General features: G+C 69.7%; 18 protein-coding genes and 1 pseudogene. 10 read left to right on the top strand and 9 right to left on the bottom strand.

Translation table 11 applies throughout. The features are described 5' to 3' along the window. Together N538_RS28910 and N538_RS29665 are read left to right on the top strand one after the other, a co-directional pair. Window positions 1-303 (top strand): annotated as a pseudogene (locus N538_RS28910) (hypothetical protein); the annotation flags it as partial. Window positions 304-318: 15 nt separating this feature from the next. Further along, the gene (locus N538_RS29665) at window positions 319-780 is read left to right on the top strand and encodes an NUDIX domain-containing protein (protein ID WP_442937144.1); all 462 of its coding nucleotides are present in this window, start codon (window positions 319-321) and stop codon (window positions 778-780) included. A 244-nt stretch (window positions 781-1,024) separates the two neighbouring features. On the opposite strand, the gene N538_RS0106830 is transcribed toward N538_RS29665, so the two are convergent. Beyond that, window positions 1,025-1,462: a hypothetical protein gene (locus N538_RS0106830; protein WP_051548878.1), complete on the bottom strand. Its 438-nt coding sequence runs from the start codon at window positions 1,460-1,462 to the stop codon at window positions 1,025-1,027. Window positions 1,463-1,791: 329 nt separating this feature from the next. On the opposite strand from N538_RS0106830, the gene N538_RS0106825 reads away from it, so the two are divergent. Genes N538_RS0106825 through N538_RS0106805 form a run of 5 tightly spaced genes read left to right on the top strand, consistent with a single transcriptional unit; the run spans window position 1,792 to window position 7,910 of the window. After that, window positions 1,792-2,241 carry a hypothetical protein gene (locus tag N538_RS0106825; protein WP_028636693.1) on the top strand — a complete coding sequence of 150 codons (450 nt, stop codon included), beginning with the start codon at window positions 1,792-1,794 and terminating at the stop codon, window positions 2,239-2,241. A 24-nt stretch (window positions 2,242-2,265) separates the two neighbouring features. After that, window positions 2,266-2,916 carry a hypothetical protein gene (locus tag N538_RS0106820; RefSeq protein ID WP_028636692.1) on the top strand — a complete coding sequence of 217 codons (651 nt, stop codon included), beginning with the start codon at window positions 2,266-2,268 and terminating at the stop codon, window positions 2,914-2,916. Between the two features lie 10 nt (window positions 2,917-2,926). Then, on the top strand, window positions 2,927-5,542 hold the full coding sequence (locus N538_RS0106815) for a lanthionine synthetase LanC family protein (protein ID WP_028636691.1): 2,616 nt from the start codon (window positions 2,927-2,929) through the stop codon (window positions 5,540-5,542). Between the two features lie 44 nt (window positions 5,543-5,586). Beyond that, window positions 5,587-7,461 (top strand): glycoside hydrolase, encoded by a 1,875-nt coding sequence (locus N538_RS0106810; RefSeq protein WP_155991988.1) that lies wholly within the window; start codon window positions 5,587-5,589, stop codon window positions 7,459-7,461. After that, a complete protein-coding gene (locus N538_RS0106805; RefSeq protein ID WP_028636689.1) occupies window positions 7,458-7,910 on the top strand; it encodes a hypothetical protein in 453 nt (150 codons plus the stop codon). Before N538_RS0106810 ends, N538_RS0106805 begins: the two co-directional genes overlap by 4 nt. A 69-nt stretch (window positions 7,911-7,979) precedes the next feature. Here the strand turns inward: N538_RS0106805 and N538_RS24170 are convergent, their stop codons facing one another. Next, window positions 7,980-10,019: a sialidase family protein gene (locus tag N538_RS24170; RefSeq protein ID WP_051548876.1), complete on the bottom strand. Its 2,040-nt coding sequence runs from the start codon at window positions 10,017-10,019 to the stop codon at window positions 7,980-7,982. Window positions 10,020-10,293: 274 nt separating this feature from the next. Between N538_RS24170 and N538_RS24165 the strand changes: the two genes are divergently transcribed. Both N538_RS24165 and N538_RS0106790 read left to right on the top strand, forming a co-directional pair. Next, a complete protein-coding gene (locus tag N538_RS24165; protein WP_051548875.1) occupies window positions 10,294-11,700 on the top strand; it encodes a M1 family metallopeptidase in 1,407 nt (468 codons plus the stop codon). Between the two features lie 375 nt (window positions 11,701-12,075). Further along, a complete protein-coding gene (locus N538_RS0106790) occupies window positions 12,076-12,795 on the top strand; it encodes a LamG domain-containing protein (protein WP_155991987.1) in 720 nt (239 codons plus the stop codon). A 25-nt stretch (window positions 12,796-12,820) separates the two neighbouring features. Here the strand turns inward: N538_RS0106790 and N538_RS0106785 are convergent, their stop codons facing one another. The 3 genes from N538_RS0106785 to N538_RS0106775 form a co-directional block, all read right to left on the bottom strand. Then, window positions 12,821-13,561: an amino acid ABC transporter ATP-binding protein gene (locus N538_RS0106785; protein ID WP_197025260.1), complete on the bottom strand. Its 741-nt coding sequence runs from the start codon at window positions 13,559-13,561 to the stop codon at window positions 12,821-12,823. A gap of 5 nt (window positions 13,562-13,566) precedes the next feature. Further along, window positions 13,567-15,042, bottom strand: coding sequence for an ABC transporter substrate-binding protein/permease (locus N538_RS27890; protein WP_197025252.1), 1,476 nt, complete (start codon window positions 15,040-15,042; stop codon window positions 13,567-13,569). A 74-nt stretch (window positions 15,043-15,116) separates the two neighbouring features. Continuing rightward, window positions 15,117-15,839, bottom strand: coding sequence for an SDR family oxidoreductase (locus tag N538_RS0106775; RefSeq protein WP_028636685.1), 723 nt, complete (start codon window positions 15,837-15,839; stop codon window positions 15,117-15,119). Between the two features lie 98 nt (window positions 15,840-15,937). Here N538_RS0106775 and N538_RS0106770 point away from each other — a divergent pair, with 98 nt between their 5' ends. Next, window positions 15,938-16,411, top strand: coding sequence for an RrF2 family transcriptional regulator (locus N538_RS0106770; RefSeq protein ID WP_028636684.1), 474 nt, complete (start codon window positions 15,938-15,940; stop codon window positions 16,409-16,411). Here N538_RS0106770 and N538_RS24160 read toward each other — a convergent pair. The 4 genes from N538_RS24160 to N538_RS0106755 are packed head-to-tail and all read right to left on the bottom strand — an operon-like array spanning window position 16,404 to window position 19,482. Then, window positions 16,404-17,309, bottom strand: a complete 906-nt coding sequence (locus N538_RS24160; RefSeq protein WP_197025251.1) for an NAD(P)H-dependent amine dehydrogenase family protein — start codon at window positions 17,307-17,309, stop codon at window positions 16,404-16,406. The genes N538_RS0106770 and N538_RS24160 overlap by 8 nt on opposite strands. A gap of 23 nt (window positions 17,310-17,332) precedes the next feature. After that, the gene (locus N538_RS28905) at window positions 17,333-17,473 is read right to left on the bottom strand and encodes a hypothetical protein (RefSeq protein ID WP_197025250.1); all 141 of its coding nucleotides are present in this window, start codon (window positions 17,471-17,473) and stop codon (window positions 17,333-17,335) included. A 7-nt stretch (window positions 17,474-17,480) separates the two neighbouring features. Then, a complete protein-coding gene (locus tag N538_RS0106760) occupies window positions 17,481-18,638 on the bottom strand; it encodes a sulfotransferase family protein (RefSeq protein WP_028636683.1) in 1,158 nt (385 codons plus the stop codon). 1 nt (window position 18,639) lies between these two features. Next, window positions 18,640-19,482, bottom strand: a complete 843-nt coding sequence (locus tag N538_RS0106755) for an SDR family oxidoreductase (protein WP_231496153.1) — start codon at window positions 19,480-19,482, stop codon at window positions 18,640-18,642. Window positions 19,483-19,640: the final 158 nt, after the last annotated feature.

The raw sequence follows: 19,640 nt of genomic DNA, 5'->3' as shown, positions 1-19,640 counted from the left end.
CGCGACCAGTTCTGCCGCACACCCTGGTGCAACGCCCCGATCCGCCACCGCGACCACGTGGTCCGCGCCGCCGACGCAGGCACCACGACCGCCGCAGCCGGCCAAGGACTCTGCGCCACCTGCAACTACGCCAAGGAAGAACCCGGCTGGCGAGCCAGACCCTCGCCCGAGGCCCGGGGCCATGCCGTGGAGATCACCACCCCCACCGGCCACACCTACACCTCCCACGCGCCACCCCTGGTCGCGCTGCGCGCCGGCACCTACCGGCAGGTCGACGACGGAGTGTGGACGCTCGTCGCCTGACCCTCTTGGGCGATAATGGCGGGTAAGACGCGCGGCATTGAGGGTGCCGACCGTGGCAGGAGCGCCAGTGTCGGAGGCCTGTGCTTCGATCGCGGGATGATCAGGGTTGTTGTCGGCGCGCTGGTGGGTGAAGGTCGAGTGCTGCTCGTGCATCGGGGTCCGGACAAGCGGGCTCGCCCGGGCCTGTGGGACCTACCCGGTCGGGTGAACGAGGCTGGTGAGTCTGAGCTGGGCGCGTTAGCTCGGGAACTGCACGAGGAACTCGGTGTGCAGGTATCGACGGGCTCGTTGTCTCACCTGGGCCGAGTGACCGCGGGACCTGCTGACGAACCGGCGCTCCGCAGTGCCTGGTTGGTGCGGGAGTGGCACGGAACGCCGACGAACGTTGCGCGCCCCAGGAACACGACCAGATCGGATGGTTCGGACTTTCGGACCTGCCTCCTCCTCCCCATGTGGTCGTCCGCACGGCTCTTATGAATGCGATGGGGAGCAGTCCCGGGTAATCCCCGGGGGTGTCAGCAGGCAACATGTGCGCGTCCGGCTCGCGGCGGACCCTGCGCTGAGGAAGGGGGGGTGTGCTCCGTGAGCAGGTGAGCCGCTCGAGACCGAGTTCGAAGTTGTCGACGAACCTCTGCACTCAGGTCCGGGCAGGGATTGCGCGCTTGCTGGCGACGACAGCGTCAGGGTGCTGCGACGGCGGACCGGCCGTAGGCCCTGACGCTCACTCGATCGGTTCGACCCAAGGAGATCGCCATTGGGGAGGGTCGGAACGCTGGCCGTAATAGCGCGTGTCTCGGACGATCAACCCGTCGTCGTTCAGCTCGAGGATGAGCACGACGTTCCACACGTCACCGTCGTAGTCGTTGACGCCCTCGACGACCCAGGTCCGGCCGGATCCATGGACTCGTCGCAGCTGGACCTCGGGCGGGGTCGGGAATGACTCCTGCATTGCGCGCATGGCGTCGCGCCCACGGATGCGCTCATTCGACTGCGGCAGCTCCATCACGTACTCGGGGTGGCGAAGCAGGTACTCCTTCTCCGCCGACAGCGCGCCCCCGTCGCTGAGGCCGAGCATCTGCTCGATGCCTCGGCGCATCGCTACGTCGTCGTTGTCGGCGATCGCCTTGCGGAACAGTGTCGTGACCTCGATGTCGTCCACGTTCGTCTCCGTCGATCGATCCTCGGCACCGCGACCGTCTTGTGCGCCCGTACCAGTGGACCTGCGCCGGCGAGTTCACACAAGAGCCCGGGTGTGCCCGAGAGGACCAAGGCTTCCTACGCCTTCGCAATCGAGCTCACCACCTGTCAAGAGCACCTCTGCGCTATGGACTACCGCCGACGCCACGCGTAGCAAGGAAGGGAACACCGGCCCAAGGCCGGTCCGACGGACACGGCCGTGCGAAACGGCCCCGACCATGCATTCGGGTCTCCGATGTGGTGATTGTCGAAGAGAGAATGCGCATCCGATGTCGGCAACGGAGGGGCATCATGCCGAACTATTCCCGGGACAGGAATGCTGAGCCGGACGAGCTCGAAGCAACCCACAGGATCCTGGGCACCGTCCAGAAGCAGATCGCGAGCTACAGGTCGTCGCTGCAGAAGGTGAAGAACCTCAAGCAGGAGTGCGACGACGACGAAGAGCTGAACAAGCGCGTCAGGTCCAGCCCCGAAGAATTCGCCTCGGTGCTGTTCGAGCGTGGTGTCGCTGCTCCGATGGCGATCGCCATGGCCGCGGAGGACTTCCAAGCACCGAACTTCGGCGGCAGCCTGGGCCTGTGGACCTGGGACTGCTGCTGCTCCAGTTGCTGCGTGACCAGCTGCATCGGAACCAACATCACCAACCTGGCAGACGAGCGACGCAACCCCGTGCCGTTCGAGGTCCTGATCGGACGCGAGGTTGCAGCGCCGACGAAGGCAGCCGGTCGACAAGGAAAGTGACGCGCGGCCAATCGGGGGCACCTCATGTCTCGCAGATTCGACGAGTCGCAGGTCGGTGCGACGATGGATGTCGCCACCCTCCGGGAGGTGGAGCTACGCGCCGGCCGGCAGTTCATCGCGGACCAGTTCACGACGATGTCCTCCCGACACGATCCTGAGGACATCATCACGTTGCAGGTGCTCCTCGACTACGGCCAGGAAGCCGCGCAGCACGCAAAGGCCGGCGATCTCCTCGAAGCTCGGCGACTTCTATCAGCCGTCGATGCGATCGAGCTGCCAGATGATGATGAGCTCAGCGCGGCGCGCGAGCTCTCGACGCTTCCGGTCCACGCGCTCGTGCACTGGAAGGAGGGCAACAGCGAGGCTGCGATCGCCGACCTGACCCGAGCGCTCGATGCGGGACGGGTGCTCGCGGAAGAGTTCGGTCATGGCTATCTCACGGTCAAGCTGATCCATCTCGCATCGAACGTCGCCAGGGTCGACCAGTCGCAGGGGCGCTCTCGTGAGGCCCTCGCCGAGGTCACCGACCTGCGCGCTGTCATCGACGGGGATGCCGCGAAATGGCGGTACGGCGCGGCCAGCATGCTCCGCGTCCCGCTGAAAGGGGTCGAGCACGGCATCATCGACATGCAGCTCGAGCGCACCACCACTCTTGCGGCGCAGACGCAGGCATGAACGGGCTGACGTGTCAGCGGCAGGGGACGACCCGATACAACAGGCCATCGCCTCCGCGCGCGCGGCGGGCCTGTTCGCGGGCTGGGACACCAGCCAACTCGAGAGCTCGGCGACGTTCTGGACCGAATACCGGCCGAGGGGACAGAGCCTTCCCGAGATCGGACTGAAGCTCCACGTCTCGGCGAGCGTCGGCAGCGCGGGCGACGTGCTCGAACGCTGCCTGCCCTTGCTCGTCAGGCGAAGGGTCCCCTTCAAGCACGCCTCCACTCTGCACGAGCTCGCCTTTCTCTCCAGCGGCCGAGGCGGCATCACCCAGGTCGGCAAGTTCTTGACCGCCTACCCTCCGCACGACACCGCCGCCGCCGAGCTCGCCGCCGAGCTGCACCTGGCCACCGATGGTCTCGCCGGTCCGCAGATCCGCTCGGAGCAGCGCTACGCGGACTCGAGCCTCGTACACGTTCGTTACGGAGGCTTCACGAGTCGACGCCTCCAGCTGCTCACTGGGCGGATCGTCCCTGCACGGGTGACCCCCACGGGAGTCTTGGAAGTCGACGACAGGGCCGAGCCCAGCCCCCCGCCGGGGCATGTCGTGCTTCCCGATGGCGCACGCGATGCGGGCGAGCCTGCTGGCCACCTGCTGGAGAACCGGTACGTACGGGTTCAACAGCTGCACGCGTCGCCGAAGGGTGCGACGTCCATTGCGCTCGACACCGAAGAGCGCGGCGACTTCCTCGTCGTCGTCAAGGAGGCCTACGCACACGTGATGGAGGCGAGCGACGGACTCGACGCCCGGGCGCGCCTTCGCCAGGAAGCGCGATGCCTGGAGCGACTCGCCGACACGGGAGCCGTGCCTCGGCTCCGTGATTACTGGGAGACCCCGGATGCCGCCTACCTCGTCTACGAGTTCATCGACGGCGAGCCGCTCGGAAGCGTCCTCAACGGACTCGCAGCGGCAGGCACGCGCCCGACGACGCTCCTCATCGCGCACTGGGCGGAACAGCTGTGCAGCGTGGTGTCGACGATTCATCGAGAGGGCTTCGTCATCGGAGACCTCAAACCCGCGAACCTGATCATGACCGAGACCGGCTTCAACCTCATCGACCTCGAGCTGGGCGGCCAGCTCGACGAAGCGCTCGTGGGCGGGATGGGGACCCGCGGGTACGTGTCGCCGGATCAGGCCGACAGCGCGGTCTCACGAACTCAGGAGGACGACATCTTCGCGCTTGGCGCGACCCTGCTCGCCGTCGCGACGACCGTCGACTGCGCCATGCTTCCGGCGCCCGCAGCCGTCGCTGCACTCGAGCGATCCCGTGATCCGTCGAGCCCGATCTTCCCGCTCATCGAGCGATGCCTGGCCGATGACCCGGCCGACCGGCCCCGTGATGCGTCAACCGTCGCCGAGATCCTCGCTGCCTCCCTCGATGAGTGGTCCGCGAGCCCCGGTCCGTCACCAAGGCGCGAACCGACAGACTTCCTCCAGGCGGCCACCGACGTCGGTGACCTCCTGACCGCCTCGGCGGTGCACGACAGCCACGGCACGTCGTGGGTGTCGCCACATCCGATCGTCGGAGGCATCGCCGGCCGGGATCTCTACGCGGGCTCGTCCGGCACGGCGCTGTTCCTTCTCCAGCTGCATCGCGCGACCGGGGAAGACGACTACCTGCGTGCGGTCGTGTCGTGCGCGAACTGGCTGGACAGGACGGAGCCGGCCGTTCCGCGCGAGGGAGACATGCCGGGCCTGTACTTCGGCGTCTGCGGGCCGGGTCTGCTCTTTCTGCGCCTCCACCAGGCGACCGGCGACGAGAGGTGGCTCGCCCGCGCCGAGACGGTGAGCGATGAAGCCGCATCGATGCGCGCACACTCGCCGGATCTCCTCACGGGAACGGCGGGCACCGGTCTCTACAACTTGGCCTTGTGGAAGGCGACGCGGAACGACACGTTCCTGGCACGTGCCTTCGACCATGCACATCAGTTGATGGATGCAGTCGCCGCAGCCGATGCCGCTTGGGTTGTTCCCGCCGGCCACGAATCGCTCAGTGGCAACTCGTATCTCGGTTTCGCTCACGGATCGGCGGGCATCGGGTTCTTCCTTGCGGAGTGTGCGGTGGCGACCGACTCGGACGCCGTGCGCGCGACCGTGCGACGGGTGGCCGATCGGACCCTGGCGGAGGGGGTCAGCTGCCTCATCGACGAGAGCGGGCTCACGTGGGGTACGCGGGCCAATGAGGCTCCCTCCAACTTCAGCGGGTGGTGCCACGGTGCGCCTGGCATCGCACGCTTCCTTGCCAGAGCCTATGAAGCAGTCGGCGCGGATGAGTACCTCGACGGCGCCCTGGCCGCCGCGCGAGCCACGGCCGCGCGCACCTGGCACGGCACGACGCAGTGTCACGGACTCGCCGGCAACGCCGACATCCTCATCGACCTCTGGCAGCTGACCGGGGACGACACCATCTTGCGGAACGCACGTCGTCTCGGTGAGAGCCTCATGCTGTTTCGAACCCCTGGCGGCTGGCCATCCGAGGAACTGTCGACGGTCTGCCCGGACCTGATGGTCGGTCAGGCCGGTGTCGGCGCCGCCTTCCTCAGGCTTGGACACCCGGAACTGCCACACGTGGCCGCTTGCTGAACCGGCCGCCGGTAACCGCGCCGGGCCGGTGTCGTTGTCCCGGCATGCCTGCTCTCCAACGCCGCCTCCTCGCCGGAGCCGCGGCCGTCGCCGCCGCCTGCGCATGCCTGGTCGCGAACGCCTCGTCCGCACCGGCCTCGGGCCCTTCCGAGGTCAGCGTGCCGTCAGCGCCGGGGCACGCCAGCACCTCGTGGCAGGGCAACGCGCCGTTCAACAACGGCAACTCGGGCCTGGTGTGGGGCCAGCTCGGCGTCGACGACCCCACCGGCGCCTGCGACCCGGCGAACCCGAGCCTCAACAGCCAGCACCAGGTGCGCGTGTCGTTCCCGAAGGACCTGCCTCGGCGCTACGAGACCCTCGTCCGGTTCTCGGTGAGGTGGACCGACGACGCCGGTGCCAACACCACCAACGACCTCGCGATGTATCTCTACGGCCCCGACGGCAAGCTCGTGGCCGCCTCCGACGGCTCGCAGAACCTCGAGGGCATCAACGTCACCTCGCGCGTGCCCGGCACCTACAACGTGCTGGTGTGCGCGTTCCAGAACCCGCCCACGGGCACCGCCTACACCGGCACGGCCACGGCGTACACGATCAAGCCGCGCAAGGTGGCGGCCTCGAAGGCCAAGGCGCCGACCTATCACCAGTTCAGCGCTCCCGCGGGTGTCGCCGACAACGCGGGCGAGCCGAGCATCGGCAGCAACTGGAAGTCGGGCAACACCCTCTTCACCTCCAACACCGACGAGTACGTCGTCCACTTCGACGACCGGGCGCGCACCTCGACGTGGAAGAACGTCAACACCGACCCGACCGACCCCTCGAACAAGATCTCGCTCGACCCGATCGGCTGGACCGACCACACCACCGGTCGCACGATCGTCAGCCAGCTCTACCTCGCCTGCTCCGCGACGGCGTACTCCGACGACGACTTCACGACGCCGGGCAGACCCTCGCAGGGCTGCGGCACGGGCATCAACGGCTTCGACCACCAGACCATCGGCGGCGGCCCCTACCCGAAGGGCATGTCGGGCAGCTACCCGCACGCCGTCTACTACTGCAGCCAGGGCGGAGCGCTGGTGCTCGGCAAGGCCTACTGCTCGCGCAGCGACGACGGCGGTGTCACCTTCGGCGCGCCGGTGGCGCTGTGGAGCACCGAGTGCTCGGGCATCCACGGTCACGTGCAGGTCGGCCCCGACGGCACCGCCTACGTGCCGAACGCCGTCTGCGGCAACCACCAGGGCGTCGCGGTGTCCCGTGACGGCGGGCAGACCTGGACGGTCCGCACCATCCCGGGCAGCATCGCCGGCCAGTCCGACCCGTACGTCGGCATCGGCAAGGACAACACGCTCTACGTCTCCTACGCCGACGGCACCGGGGAGGCTCGCGTGGCCATCTCCCGCGACCACGGCAGGACCTGGACCCGCAACCTGAACATCGGCAGCCTCGCCGGCATCCGCAACACCGAGTTCGCGATGGTGGTGGCCGGCGACGGCGACCGTGCCTCGGTGGCCTTCCTCGGCACCCGGACGCCCGGATCGACCCAGGCGGCGTCCTTCGGCAAGTCCGCCGACGGCAAGACCTTCACCGGTGCTGCGTGGCATCTCTACATCGCCACGACCTACGACCGTGGCGCCACGTGGAAGATGGTCGACGCGACCCCCGGCGACCCCGTGCAGCGCGGGTGCATCTGGAACGCCGGCGGCAGCAACCCCTGCCGCAACCTGCTCGACTTCGACGCCATCACGATCGACCGGACCGGCCACGTGATGGTCGGCCTCGCCGACGGTTGCGTGGGTCCTGCGCTCGACAAGGCCAGCGACTGCGTCGCCAGCGACACAGTGTCGGCCAACGGCCTGGTCAACCACGGCGCGATCGTCCGGCAGCTGAGCGGCAAGACCCTGTTCGCGAAGTACGACAGATGAGGGCGACCATCCGGTCCCGTGCCGTCGGGCTCGCCCTGGCGACGCTGGGCCTGGCGCTCACGTCGGCGTGCGGGGGTGACAGCGACGAGGCGACCGACTCACCGGCCCCGTCGTGCATGAGCAGTCTTTCCCCGGCCTCGCTCCCCAGCGACGGCACCTTCCCGACGGCCTGGCCCTTCCCGCCGGGCACCGTGGTCACCGGCACCGAGCCGGTGCCCGGCGGCGGCCTGGCCGTCACCGCCCAGGTCGGGTCGAGCTTCGAGGGAGTGCTGCCGTTCATGCAGCACGACCTCGAGGAAGCCGGCTTCGTCGCCACCCAGGGCGAGGCCGAGCACGACGACGCCGAGGCGACCTGGTCCGGCAACGGCTACTCGGGCACCTGGGCGATCAAGAGCTCGGAGACGTGCGAGGGCACGACGCTGCTGCAGGTGGCCGCGGCCAAGCAGTGAGCTCGCTGGTCCGACGCTCCCCGTGCGGGGCCGGGCCGGGTCCGGTGCCCGGTCCGACCCTCGCCGAGGTCAGGTGCGTGGAGGATGGTGCCAGTGGCGTCCCGTGGGGATGGCCACCGAGTCGGTGAACATCTCCTGGTCGTTGGCCCGAAGCCCGTTCGTCTCCGTCGCCGTGCACAACCGCGGCGGGTCGCCCGGTCCGGTGGCGCTGTCCGGGCAGAGGAACACGTCCACGGGGCGGGTGTCGCTCCACACGGGGTGGGCCCGCTCGTCGGTCACGGTGAGCCCGGTGTAGTCACCGTAGAACTGGCCGCCGTTCGGTCCCGGGAACTGGGTCGGGGGTGGCATGGAGCTCGTCGTCACGCGCGTGGTCCCGAACCCGGCGAGGTCACGGCTCCCCGAGAGGCTGAGGTCCGAGTAGCCGGTGCGCTCGTCCGAGCCGTACTGCCGGTCGTAGTAGTCGACGGCCACGGTCCCGTGGGAGCTGAACGCAGCCCACTGCCAGAACTGGTCGGTCGTGGACTGCCGGCGCTCCTGGGTCACGGAGGTCATCGCCCGCGGGTCTGTCGTGGTGCCGGTGAACGACGCGCCGCGGTCGCGGGAGACGCTGACCAGGATGTCGTTGTTGCACCCGCCGGTCTTGACCCCGGTGTAGAGGTCCTGGCCGGTGTCAGGGGAGACGCCCGCCGGCGTGCACCCGTGGGACTCGTTCGAGTTGCGGTTGATGTAGGAGCCGACGGTCACGACGACCTTGTTCGGGTTGGTCGGGTCGACCGCGCCCGAGGGGTAGTTCGTGGCCCGGAAGACCGACTTCGTGGACGATCCCTTCTCGGGCACGCAGGCGCGCCCGGGATCCGCGCCGTCACCCTGGTAGGTGTCGCAGTCGGGCAGGTCGTAGTAGTCGCTGACCTTGACGGGCGCGCTGAACGTGGCACCGCCGTCGGTCGACCTGGCCAGCAGCACCTGGTTGCGGTTGTCGGGGGCCGTGACCGCATTGTTGAAGTTCGACCAGGTGACGTACAGGGTGCCGTCCCGCCCGACGAAGGGGTCGGAGAACTGGTTCTCGTTGCAGCGGCCCTGGGGGGTCGCCACGCCGAACGTCGTGGGGCACAGGGCGCTGTCGGCGCTGACCAGGACGCGCGGGCTGAACGTCTCGCCGTAGTCGCTGGAGTACGCCTCGTAGATGTACGCGGTCCCGTCCGCGGCGAACTCGGTCCAGGTGACGTAGACGCGGTCGCGGTACGGGCTGGTCCGCGAGGCATCGACCGCGATCAGCTGCTTGTCCTCCAGGACGCCCGCGGTGCCCGGCGCGTCGAAGGTCGCGGCGACGTAGCGGCCCGGGAAGTTCCACGATGCGCCGTTGTTCCCGGTCGAGCGGAAGACGACGAACGAGCTCGACTGGTCCGGGTCGCTCGACGCGACCAGGCCGCGGTTGAACAGCTGGCAGGAGAGGTACGCGTTGCCGCGCGTGTCCCAGGCGACGGAGGTGTCCCCGCCCGCCTGCCAGTACTGACGGGCGTTGTCCCCGCCGCCCCGGGTGAAGACGTCCGGGACCGTGGAGTTGTTCCACGACCGCCCGCCGTCCAGGGAGTACGCCGAGCCGCAGGTGCCGTCACCGCGGACGTAGTCGTTGTCGGAGGCGATGATGTGGCGGCGGTCGAAGGGGTCCTGCGCGATGAAGCTCTCGTTGTTGGCCTGACCGCGTCCCTGGAGGTCCGGGTCCGAGATGTTCAGGCAGTTCTGGTTGACCTTCACGTTGCTGCCGAAGCGCTGGCTGCACGCTCCGGTGCCGGCGGGCGCCACGTTGGCCGGCAGGCCGCCCTGTCCGACGCTCGGGCCGATGCTGTCCGGCGGCGTGTTCGCCGCGCCGTCGGCGCCGTGGTCCTGGTCCCCGTCGCCGCCGCCGGGGACGGAGTTCGTCGAGGCTCCCGGCCCGCTCAGCGCGGCGTGCAGCTCGCCGGAGACCAGCCGGCTCTGGATCTTGTTGAGGTGGTGGAGGTTGAACGGTGCCGCCCCGGCCGACGGCGTGCCGGCCGTCGATCCGAGACCGATGGCGAGGACCCCCGCCGACAGCGTGGCAACCAGGACACGACGACGCTTGCTCCACATGGGTGACCATCCCCGATCGAGAAGACTCACGGGGCTGTCCCCGATGGGCGTGCAACGTGGCTTCGAACCGGGCCGCGCTGCCGTGGCTGACCGAGATTCCCCAGGCATGAACGCGATGATGAAGGTGTGGCACGGCCGACAGGTCGGTCGTCGCGTTGATCATCACACCGCCCGGATCGTCGCGACACGTCACAATTGGTGAAGATCCGGCGGCTGTCGGCCTCGCTGCGACGACGCCGTTGTGCGTGCGCGGTGCCGCCCCTAGGGTCGCTGGATGGCGGCGATCTCGTCCCTGAAGGGCATGGTGTGCGCCGCGGTGACGGCGGCCGTGGTGGTCGGCGGCGCGGCCGGTCCTCTCGCAGCGGCGCCCGGGCCCGGTCCGGTTCCGGGTTCGACCGGGTCGGGCGACTCGCTGTTCCCGCAGGCCGGCAACGGCGGCTACGACGCCCAGCGCTACCGGGTCGTGCTGGACTACCGGCGGGACGGCTCGATCTCCGCATCGACCCGGCTGACCGCTCGGGCGCGTCACCCCCTGTCGTCGTTCTCCCTGGACCTCGAGGGGCTCCGGGTCGAGCGGGTGCGTGTCGATGGTCGGGAGGCGACGTTCCGTCGCCACGGGCACGAGCTCGTCATCACGCCGGTGCGGCCCGTGCGCGGCGCCTTCGCCGCCAGGGTCGCCTATCACGGCACCCCGCACAGCCACACCGATCCCGACGGGTCGTCGGAGGGGTGGATCGCCACCGCCGACGGGGCGACCACGGTGAACGAGCCGGTGGGTGCGATGACCTGGTTCCCCGACAACGACACCCCGCGCGACAAGGCGCGCTACACCTTCGCGGTCACCGCCCCGAGCCGCCGGGCGGTCGTCGCTAACGGCATCCTGGTGGACCGGTCGCGCCACGGAGCGCGAACGACGTGGACGTGGCGCCAGGGAGAGCCGATGGCGAGCTACCTCGCGATGATCTCGATCGGCGACTACCGGGTGTTCCGGTCGACCATGCGCACCGTCGCCGGCCGCCGGTTGCCGGTCTGGTCGTTCGTCGAGCGAAGCCTCGGGCCGCAGCGCGGGGCGCGCCACCTCGTGCCCCGGATCGTGCGCTGGGAGGAGCGCCGCTTCGGCGCCTATCCCTTCGACAGCACCGGCATGGTCGCGCACGAGCTGTCGGTCGGCTACGCGCTGGAGACCCAGGACCGGCCGGTCTACCCGGGCGGCCCGGGCGTCGGCGTGCTGGTCCACGAGCTCGCCCACCAGTGGTACGGCGACTCGGTGACGCCCCGCGACTGGGGCGACATCTGGCTCAACGAGGGGTTCGCCACCTACGCCGAGTGGCTCTGGACGGCCGCCCACGGCGGAGACTCGACACGCGCGACGTTCCGCGCGCTGTACCGGCAGAACGGACCGAAGTCAGATCTCTGGAAGCCGGCACCGGCCGCGCTCTCGGACCCGGCCGACCTGTTCGGTCCCGCCTACCTGCGAGGCGCGATGACGCTGCAGGTCCTGCGGCAGCGCGTCGGGACCGACCACTTCTTCGACATCCTCCGGAGCTGGGCGAGACTGCGCCGGCACGGCGGGGCGTCCACACATGGCTTCATCGGGCTCAGCGAACGCATCTCGGGTGATCGACTGCACCGGATGTTCCGCCGCTGGCTGTACACCCCCGCCCGCCCGCGCGGGTACTAGCCGGGCTCGGAACTTCCCCAGTTCGGGCGAGGGCGGGTGAGTGGGCTGGCGCCTACTCTTGAACCAGCGCTCGTGATCTCGGGCTCGTGATGCCCATTGGCCTGATCCGAGATCGTCCCTATCCGGGCGGGCGTTCCCGAGGGGACTCCGTGGGCAGTGCACGGGGTCACCCCGGGCCGGCCACCACTGCTGACCGGGCCCCGCCGTCCAGCGTTGACGTCTCAGGCGCCGGCGCTGGACGGTCCGCGCGCTGCCCGCAGCCGGCGCCGGTGCGCCCCTGACCGGTCTCATCAATCGTGGTGATCCTGTCCTCCGCTCCTTCTGCCGACGGCCGTGGGGGGTGTAGGACCGCACTACCGGCGACAGGAGCGACTCATGTCCAAGGCTCGTGCCACAGCGGTGGCGATCGCGGCTGCAGTCGCGCTGTCCGTGGTGCCTGCGGCCTTCGCGGCGACGCCGGGCAACTCTTGGAGCATGGACCTCAGCAACGGCGTCGTCCGCGATGCCGACGGGACCCAGCCGGTGACCTTCACCGGACAGGGCATCGGGTCGGTGCCCGGCAAGGTCGGCGGCGCCGTGGAGTTCACCAGGGCACCCTCCCTGGGGACGGCGGCCAACAGCCGGTACGACAACCCCGGCACCCAGGACTTCGCGATGGGGATCGTCTTCACGTCGCAACCGATCCCCAACACCAGCAGCTACAGCGGCAACCTGATGCAGAAGGGGCTCTTCGGCGATCCGGGGCAGGTCAAGCTCCAGCTGGTCTCGCCCGCCCAGGGCACCGTCGACTGCCGGGTCAAGGGCACCACGGGGGCCCGGCTCATCACCTCCACGGTCAACGTCGACGACGGTGCGTGGCACACGGCGGTCTGCTGGCGGGACGACGGTGCGGTGGGAGTGACCGTCGACGGGGTGGTCACCTCGCTGGTGTGGAACCCGGGTGCCGTCAGCAACAGCCGGAACCTCACGCTGGGCAACAAGACCGCCGGCGCCGGGGCGTCGGACCAGCACTTCGGGCGCACCGACTTCGCCAGCTGGGTCGTCGACCCCGACGCCCGATCGATCGTCGAGCAGCAGGTCGCCTCCTCCGGCTGAGCGGGCCACGGAGGAGGCCGGAGGCTCAGCCGGCGTCCAGCATCCGGGCCAGGAACCGTCGGGTCCGCTCCTCCTGCGGGTCGGTGAGCACCTCGGCGCCACCACGCTCTGCCACGACGCCCTCGTCGAGGAACAGCACCTGGTCGGCGACGTCCTGGGCGAAGTGGACCTCGTGGGTGACGATGACGAGCGTCCAGTTCTCCGCCGCGAGGTCGCGGATGACGGCGAGGACCTCGCCGACCAGCTCGGGGTCGAGGGCGGAGGTGGGCTCGTCGAGGAGCAGGACCTCGGGCTTCAGGGCCAGTGCGCGGGCGATGCCGACGCGCTGCTGCTGTCCTCCGGAGAGCTGCGAGGGGTAGGCGTCCTCGCGCCCCGAGAGCCCGACCTGCTCCAGCAGCGCCCGGGCGTCGGCGGCCGCCTCGTCGGGCGAGCGCTTCTGCACCTGCACCGGCCCCTCGATCAGGTTGCCGAGGACGGTCTTGTGGGGGAACAGATTGTGCGCCTGGAAGACCATGCCGCTGCGGGCGCGCAGCGACTTGATCGCGCGGCGGTCCGGCGGACGGGAGAAGTCGATCGAGGAGTCGCCGATCCGGACGACACCGGCGTCGGGGGTCGCCAGCACGTTCATCGACCGCAGGATCGTGGTCTTGCCCGAGCCGGAGGGGCCGAGCAGCACGGTGACGGAGCCGGCGGGGGCAGCGAAGTCGACCCCGCGCAGCACGTGGTGAGGGCCGAAGGACTTCTCCAGCCCGTGCACCTCGATCAGGTCGGTCATGTGGCGTACCTGCTCAGTCGTCGTTCGAGCGGACCCTGCGCCAGGCTGACGAGGTAGCACACGACCCAGAAGTAGAGCGCCGCCATCGTGTAGAGCGGCAGGTACTCCGTGGTCGCCGCGGCCGTCACCTGCGCCTCCCGGAACAGCTCGGGCACCAGCACCAGCGAGGCGAGGGCTGAGTCCTTGATGAGGGACAGCAGCGTGTTGCCCAGCGGCGGTACGGCGATCCGCGCAGCCTGCGGCAGAATGATCCGCCGCATCGACTGCCAGTAGTCCATGCCGATCACGGTCGCTGCCTCGTACTGCCCGCTCGGCACGGACAGGATCGAGCCGCGCACGACCTCCGCGGCGTACCCGCCCACGTTGAGGCTGAGCGCGACGATCGCGGCCGGGTACGGGTCGAAGTCGAGGCCGATCGCCGGCAGGCCGAAGAACACGATGAACAGCTGCACCAGGAGGGGGGTGCCGCGGATGACCGAGATGTACGCGCGGGCGATCCAGTCGAGCACGCGGAGCGACGACAGCCGCGCGAGCGCCGCCGCGACGGCGAGCACCATGCCGATGAGGAAGCTGAAGATCGTGAGCGGGATGTTGCCCTTCACCAGCCCCACGAACATCGGCCACGCCGTGTCCTTGACGACCTGCCACCTCGTGCGCGAGTCGGAGGCCTTGACGTCGACGTCCTTCGACCCACCCTGCACCGTCACGTCGGCGCCGAAGTACTTCTCGGAGATCTTCGCGAGCGTGCCGTCCTTCGTGAGCGCGGCGATCGCGTCGTCCGCCTCCTGCTGCAGCTGCGGGTCGCTCTTCCGGAAGGCCAGCGCCTGCTCCAGCACGTCGTGGCCCGCGTCCCCCGCGATCTTGACCTTGTCGTTGCCTGACGTCGCGAGGTAGTCGAGCACCGCGATGTTGTCGTTGACGATCGCGTCGACCCGGCCCTGCTCCACGAGCTGCACCCCGGGGCCGAAGTCCTGGACGTACTGCACCTTCGCGCCGGCGTCCTTCGCGACCTGCGCCCAGTTGCTGCTCGCCGTCTGCGCGGTCGTCTTCCCCTTCAGGTCGGCGAGCGAGGTGATGTCGTCGTTGTCCTTCGCGGTGACGATCACGCCGTGCGAGTACGTGTACGGCGTGCTGAACAGGTACCGCGCCTTGCGCTCGCCGGTGATCGTGACCTGGTTCGCGATGACGTCGATCCGGTTGGAGTCGAGCGCGGGGAACAGCGAGTCGAACGGCGCCTCCACGAACCGGAGGTCCCAGCCGGCCTCCTCGCCGACCGCCTTCATCACCTCGATGTCGAAGCCGGTCAGCTGGTTCGTGTCCGGGTCGCGGTAGGAGAACGGCGGGTACACGCCCTCGGTGCCGACGCGCACGACGCGGGGATCGTCGTCGGCGTACGCCGGTGCCGTGACTGCGAACACCCCGGACAGCCCGAACAGCACGGCGAGCAGCACCAGCGGGCGGATCGAGGGCACGGACCACCGTAACCCGGCCCGGCGGGGGCGAAACGCGCCAGGACCGGATGGTGGTCCACGCCGCCGCTCTCCCCCTACCCCTCCTGCTCGAGCCACTCGGCCCAGCTCGGGCCGCGCAGCAGCGCGTCCGGACCGGGCAGCATCGAGCCACCCATCATGCTCGGCGGGCCGTCGACGGCCTCGACCTTGACGTCGGAGCGGGCGCGCTCGACGAGGCGGCGTACCTGCTCGACGAGGTTCTCCTGCTCCGGGCCGGCGAGGTCGACGTCGCCCTCGACCTCGCCGGTGGCGACCTCCAGCAGCAGCTTCACGATCTCCCGGGTGTCGACCGGCTGGGTCGGCACGTCGATGATGTGCGCGACGCCGTCCTGGGTGTTCCACTCCAGCATCTGGCCGGCGAAGTCGTGGAACTGCGTCGCCCGCAGCACGACCACGCCCGGCGCGGTCGCCCGGTACGCCTCCTCCTGCTCGAGCTTGGCGACGTAGTAGTCGTAGTCGGGGCTCCTGTCCACGCCCACGATGGAGAGCACGACGGTGCGCGGCACGCCGGCCGCGGCGGCAGCGCCGCCCAGGTTGCGGGCGACGGCGGGGAAGAAGTCGCCGGCCACCTCGAGCGGGGCGGCGGTCACGTCGACGACGACGTCGGCGCCGGCCAGCGCGTCCTCGAGGCCGACCGGGGCCAGCAGGTCGAAGCCGGTCTCGCGGGCGATCTCGACGACGTCGTGGCCCTGCGAGCGGGCAAGGGCGGCGAGCTGGGCGCCGATCCGGCCCGTGGCGCCGGCAATGGCGATCTTCATGGTCTGCTCCTCTGTTCTCTAACTCGGATACCTTCTATCCACGATTAGATCACTAACGCGGATACTTGTCATCCACGAATTCGCGTAGGATGGCCGGCATGAAGCTGTCCGGCGGTGTCGAGTGGGCCGTGCACTGCTGCGTCGTGCTCAGCCAGGCCGAGGGACCGGTGCCGACCCAGCGGCTCGCGGAGTTCCACGGCATCTCGCGGACCTACCTCGCCAAGCACCTCCAGCAGCTGTCGCGCGCCGGCCTGGTCACCTCGACGGAAGGACGGGTCGGCGGCTACCTGCTGACCCGGCCCGGTGACGAGATCACCGTGCTGGACGTCGTCCAGGCGATCGAGGGCCGCGAGCCCGCGTTCCGCTGCACCGAGATCCGGCAGAACGGGCCGCTCCCGGCCAGCCCCCAGGTCTGCCAGCGCCCGTGCGGCGTCAACCGCGTCATGCAGCTGGCAGAGCAGGCGTGGCGCGAGTCGCTGCGCGCCGTCACGATCGCCGACCTGGCCGCGGGCGTGCTCCAGGACGCCGGACCGCAGACGTTCGACCGCGTCCGGGAGTGGCTGGCTACCTGATCGTGCCGACGCCCGGGACCAGCGGCAGGTCGAGGGCGGTGACCCAGCCGGCGGGCAGGTCGTTCACGTACGGCACCGCGTTCAGCGCGCGCAGGCCGGTCGCGAGGCACCCGGCCACGGCCGGCGCTCGGCCCGAGCCGTCGGTGAAGCGGAACGCCGTCTCCTGGCTGATCGAGGGTGAGCCGGCGATGTCGACGCGGTACACGTCGTCCGCCGAGCCGGCGGGCCAGTCGGGGGCGGCGTCCAGCCCGATCCGGTTGACGTGCTCGAGGGTGATCACCTCACGCCCGGCGTACACGCCGTTGATCGTGAAGCGGATGGCGGCGACGTTCCCGGCCTCGATCACGCCCTTGGCGGTCTTGCGGTCGGTGGGCGTCACCCACTTCTCCCAGGTCGTGGTGATGTCGTCGAGCGCGATGCCGGCGGCGTGCGCGATCATCGGCACCGTCGCGCCCCACGCCATGATCAGCAGCTCGGGGATCTCCAGCAGGGGCGCGAACCCCGGCGGCCGGCCGATGCCCATCTCGTCCTCGTAGTCGCCCTCGTAGTCGGTGTAGTCGAGCAGCTCCGACGCGCGCACCGAGTCGACCCGGCCGCACAGCCCCATCAGTGTCAGCGGGAAGAGGTCGTTCGCGAAGCCCGGGTCGATGCCGGTCGTGAAGCAGCTGGCTCCGCCCTCCTCGCAGGCGGCCGTGATCGGGTCGCGCCAGTCGCCCGGGACCTGCTTCAGGTCCGGCCACACCCACGGCGTCATCGCGGTCGAGCAGACGTCGATGCCGGCGCGCAGGAACGCCGAGATCACGCGGATGTTCTCGTCGGCGTACTGCGCCGTCGGGCCGTAGTGCGCCAGCGCGTCCGGCTCCAGGGCGATGAGCTCGTCGACCGACGTCGTCGTCACGATGCCGGTGGGAGGTACGCCGATCAGGGTCCCGACGTCCTGCCCCGCGCGCTCGGAGCGGGTGACGCCGACCCCGACCAGCTCGAACGCCGGGTGTCGAGGATCTCGGCGATCACCATCGAGCCGACGACGCCGGTTCCCCAGACGACCACGCGCTTCTTCATCAGTGTCCTATCGGTCGAAGGCGGCACGGACCTGGGCCTCGGTCAGGCCGTAGTCGTCGAGCGTGTACGAGTGCGAGGGCGCGGCCTTCCCGGACCTCGACTCCGCGTCCAGCTCGGTGATCGCGGCCTCGACCTCGGGGGTCCAGTCCAGGCCGAACGTCTCGTACACCCCGCGCGCGACGCCGAGCGGGTCGGAGCGCAGGTCCGAGAACGCGACGTCGACGAACTGGTCGGCGTCGTAGCGCGGCCGCGCGTCGTGGAACGCGTGGTAGGCCCGCGACCACAGGTCCAGCTGGGTCTCGCCGATCGTGCGCCCGACGTACGTCGTCGAGTGCCCGTCGGTCGTCTCTGCCGAGAGCGAGCACGACGACGCGATGCAGACGACCGGGTCGCGGTGCGTGTAGACGATCAGCGCGTCGGGATAGACCGTCATCAGCGCGTCGAGCGCCGTCATGTGCGAGGGGTTCTTGAGCACCCAGCGCTTCTCGGGGTCGTTGAGCCCGACGAGCTGGAGGTTCTCCTTGTGCCGGGCGTACGCGTCGGTCCAGTCCTGCGCCCGCAGCCATGCGGTGTAGCGCGGGACGTTGGCGAGCGACTCGTAGGAGTTCGACTTGCCGGTCTGCCGCAGCAGCCGCCAGCACTCCTCGACGGTGGTCGCGTCCATGTAGTGGATCCCCATGAACTCAGGCGACTCGACGTGGTGCGCCGAGAACGCCTGCTGCATGGCGCCGAAGATCGGGTCGGACTCCCAGGTCTCGCGCGGCGGTCGCGGCTGCGGGTACTGCGTCAGCCACATCTCCAGGCCCTGCGCCATCGGGTCCGCGTGCAGCAGCCGGTGCAGCGCCGTCGTCCCCGTCCGCGGCAGGCCCATCACGAAGACGGGCCGCTCGATCGGCACGTCGCGGTGCTCGGGATGGGCGGCGAACTGCGCCTGGGTCAGCAGCACGCCGACCAGCGCGCTCTTGACCTCGGAGCGCTGGAAGTAGTTGCCCCGCGGGGTCAGCCCGGCCTCCGCCGACGACAGGTCCTCGGTGAGGACCCGCAGGCCCTCCTCGTGGGCACCGTCGCCGAAGTCGCTCATGCCCGTGGTCCGGACGGCGGCGGCCACGATGTCCTCGTAGCTGCCGACGTCCGGGCGCTCCCGGGTCATGACGTTGTCGGACATGTCAGTCGTGGAACTCGCCGCAGTCGACCGTCAGCATCTGGCCGGTGACGGCCGATGCGAGGTCGGAGGCGAGGAACAGCGCGGCCCGGGCGACCTCCTGCGGGGAGGCCAGTCGCTTCAGGTCGGTCGGCGCCGCCTTCTCGGCGTACACCTGCTCATGGGTCTTCTCCTCGACGGCCGCCAGGAAGTCGAAGTAGCCGCGGTTGACGTCCTCGTAGATGTACGACGGCGCGACGCTGTTCACGCGGATCCCGCGCGGTCCGAGCTCGGTGGCCAGCGAGGAGGCGAGGTGCTCGAGGGTGCCCTTGGACAGCTTGTAGCCGGCGTACTCGGGCTGCGAGGAGAACACCACGCAGGAGTTGAGCATGATGATCGAGCCCTTGCTCTCCGCGAGCGCGTCGGCGAACAGCGCCGAGAGACGCAACGGCGCGAACACGTTGGTCTCGTTGACCTTCGCGAGCTTGCGGGGCTCGATCTGGGTGATCGGGTCCATCGGCGGGATCGTGAAGGCGTTGTTGATGACACAGTCGACGCGGCCGAACGCCTCCAGGGTCCGGTCCCGCAGGTTGACCCGCGAGTCCTCGTCCGTCACGTCGGCGACCACGCTGACCACCTTGCCGCCGTGGCCCTCGAGCTCCGCCTGCAGCTCGAGGAGCCGGGACTCGGTGCGGCTGGCGATGACCAGGTCCGCGCCCATCCTCGCGGCCTCCTCGGCCAGCGAGCGGCCCAGGCCCGGGCCGATGCCGGAGACGACCAGGACCTTTCCGCTCAGCAGCGGTACGGCGGCGTACCGCTCCTCGATCGAGGTGTCGTGGGAGTCGGCGTATCCAAGCTCTGTGGTCACGCGCCCAGAGTAGAACCTGTTTCAGTTTTGGTCGAGCGGTGCGCTCCCCGCGGGGCAGATCCGCCGGGGGAGCGGGCCGAAGTTCCCTCTGGAGAGGACTTCCCAGGCGTTGTGACGTGTGCAACACTCTCGCAACCGAGCGATCGCTCGGTCGGTTG

Origin of the sequence: Nocardioides sp. URHA0032 (assembly GCF_000620645.1) — a bacterium.
GTDB lineage: Bacteria > Actinomycetota > Actinomycetes > Propionibacteriales > Nocardioidaceae > Nocardioides.
Note: the sequence above shows the minus strand (reverse complement) of the source record. Positions and strands in the feature narration are given on the sequence as shown.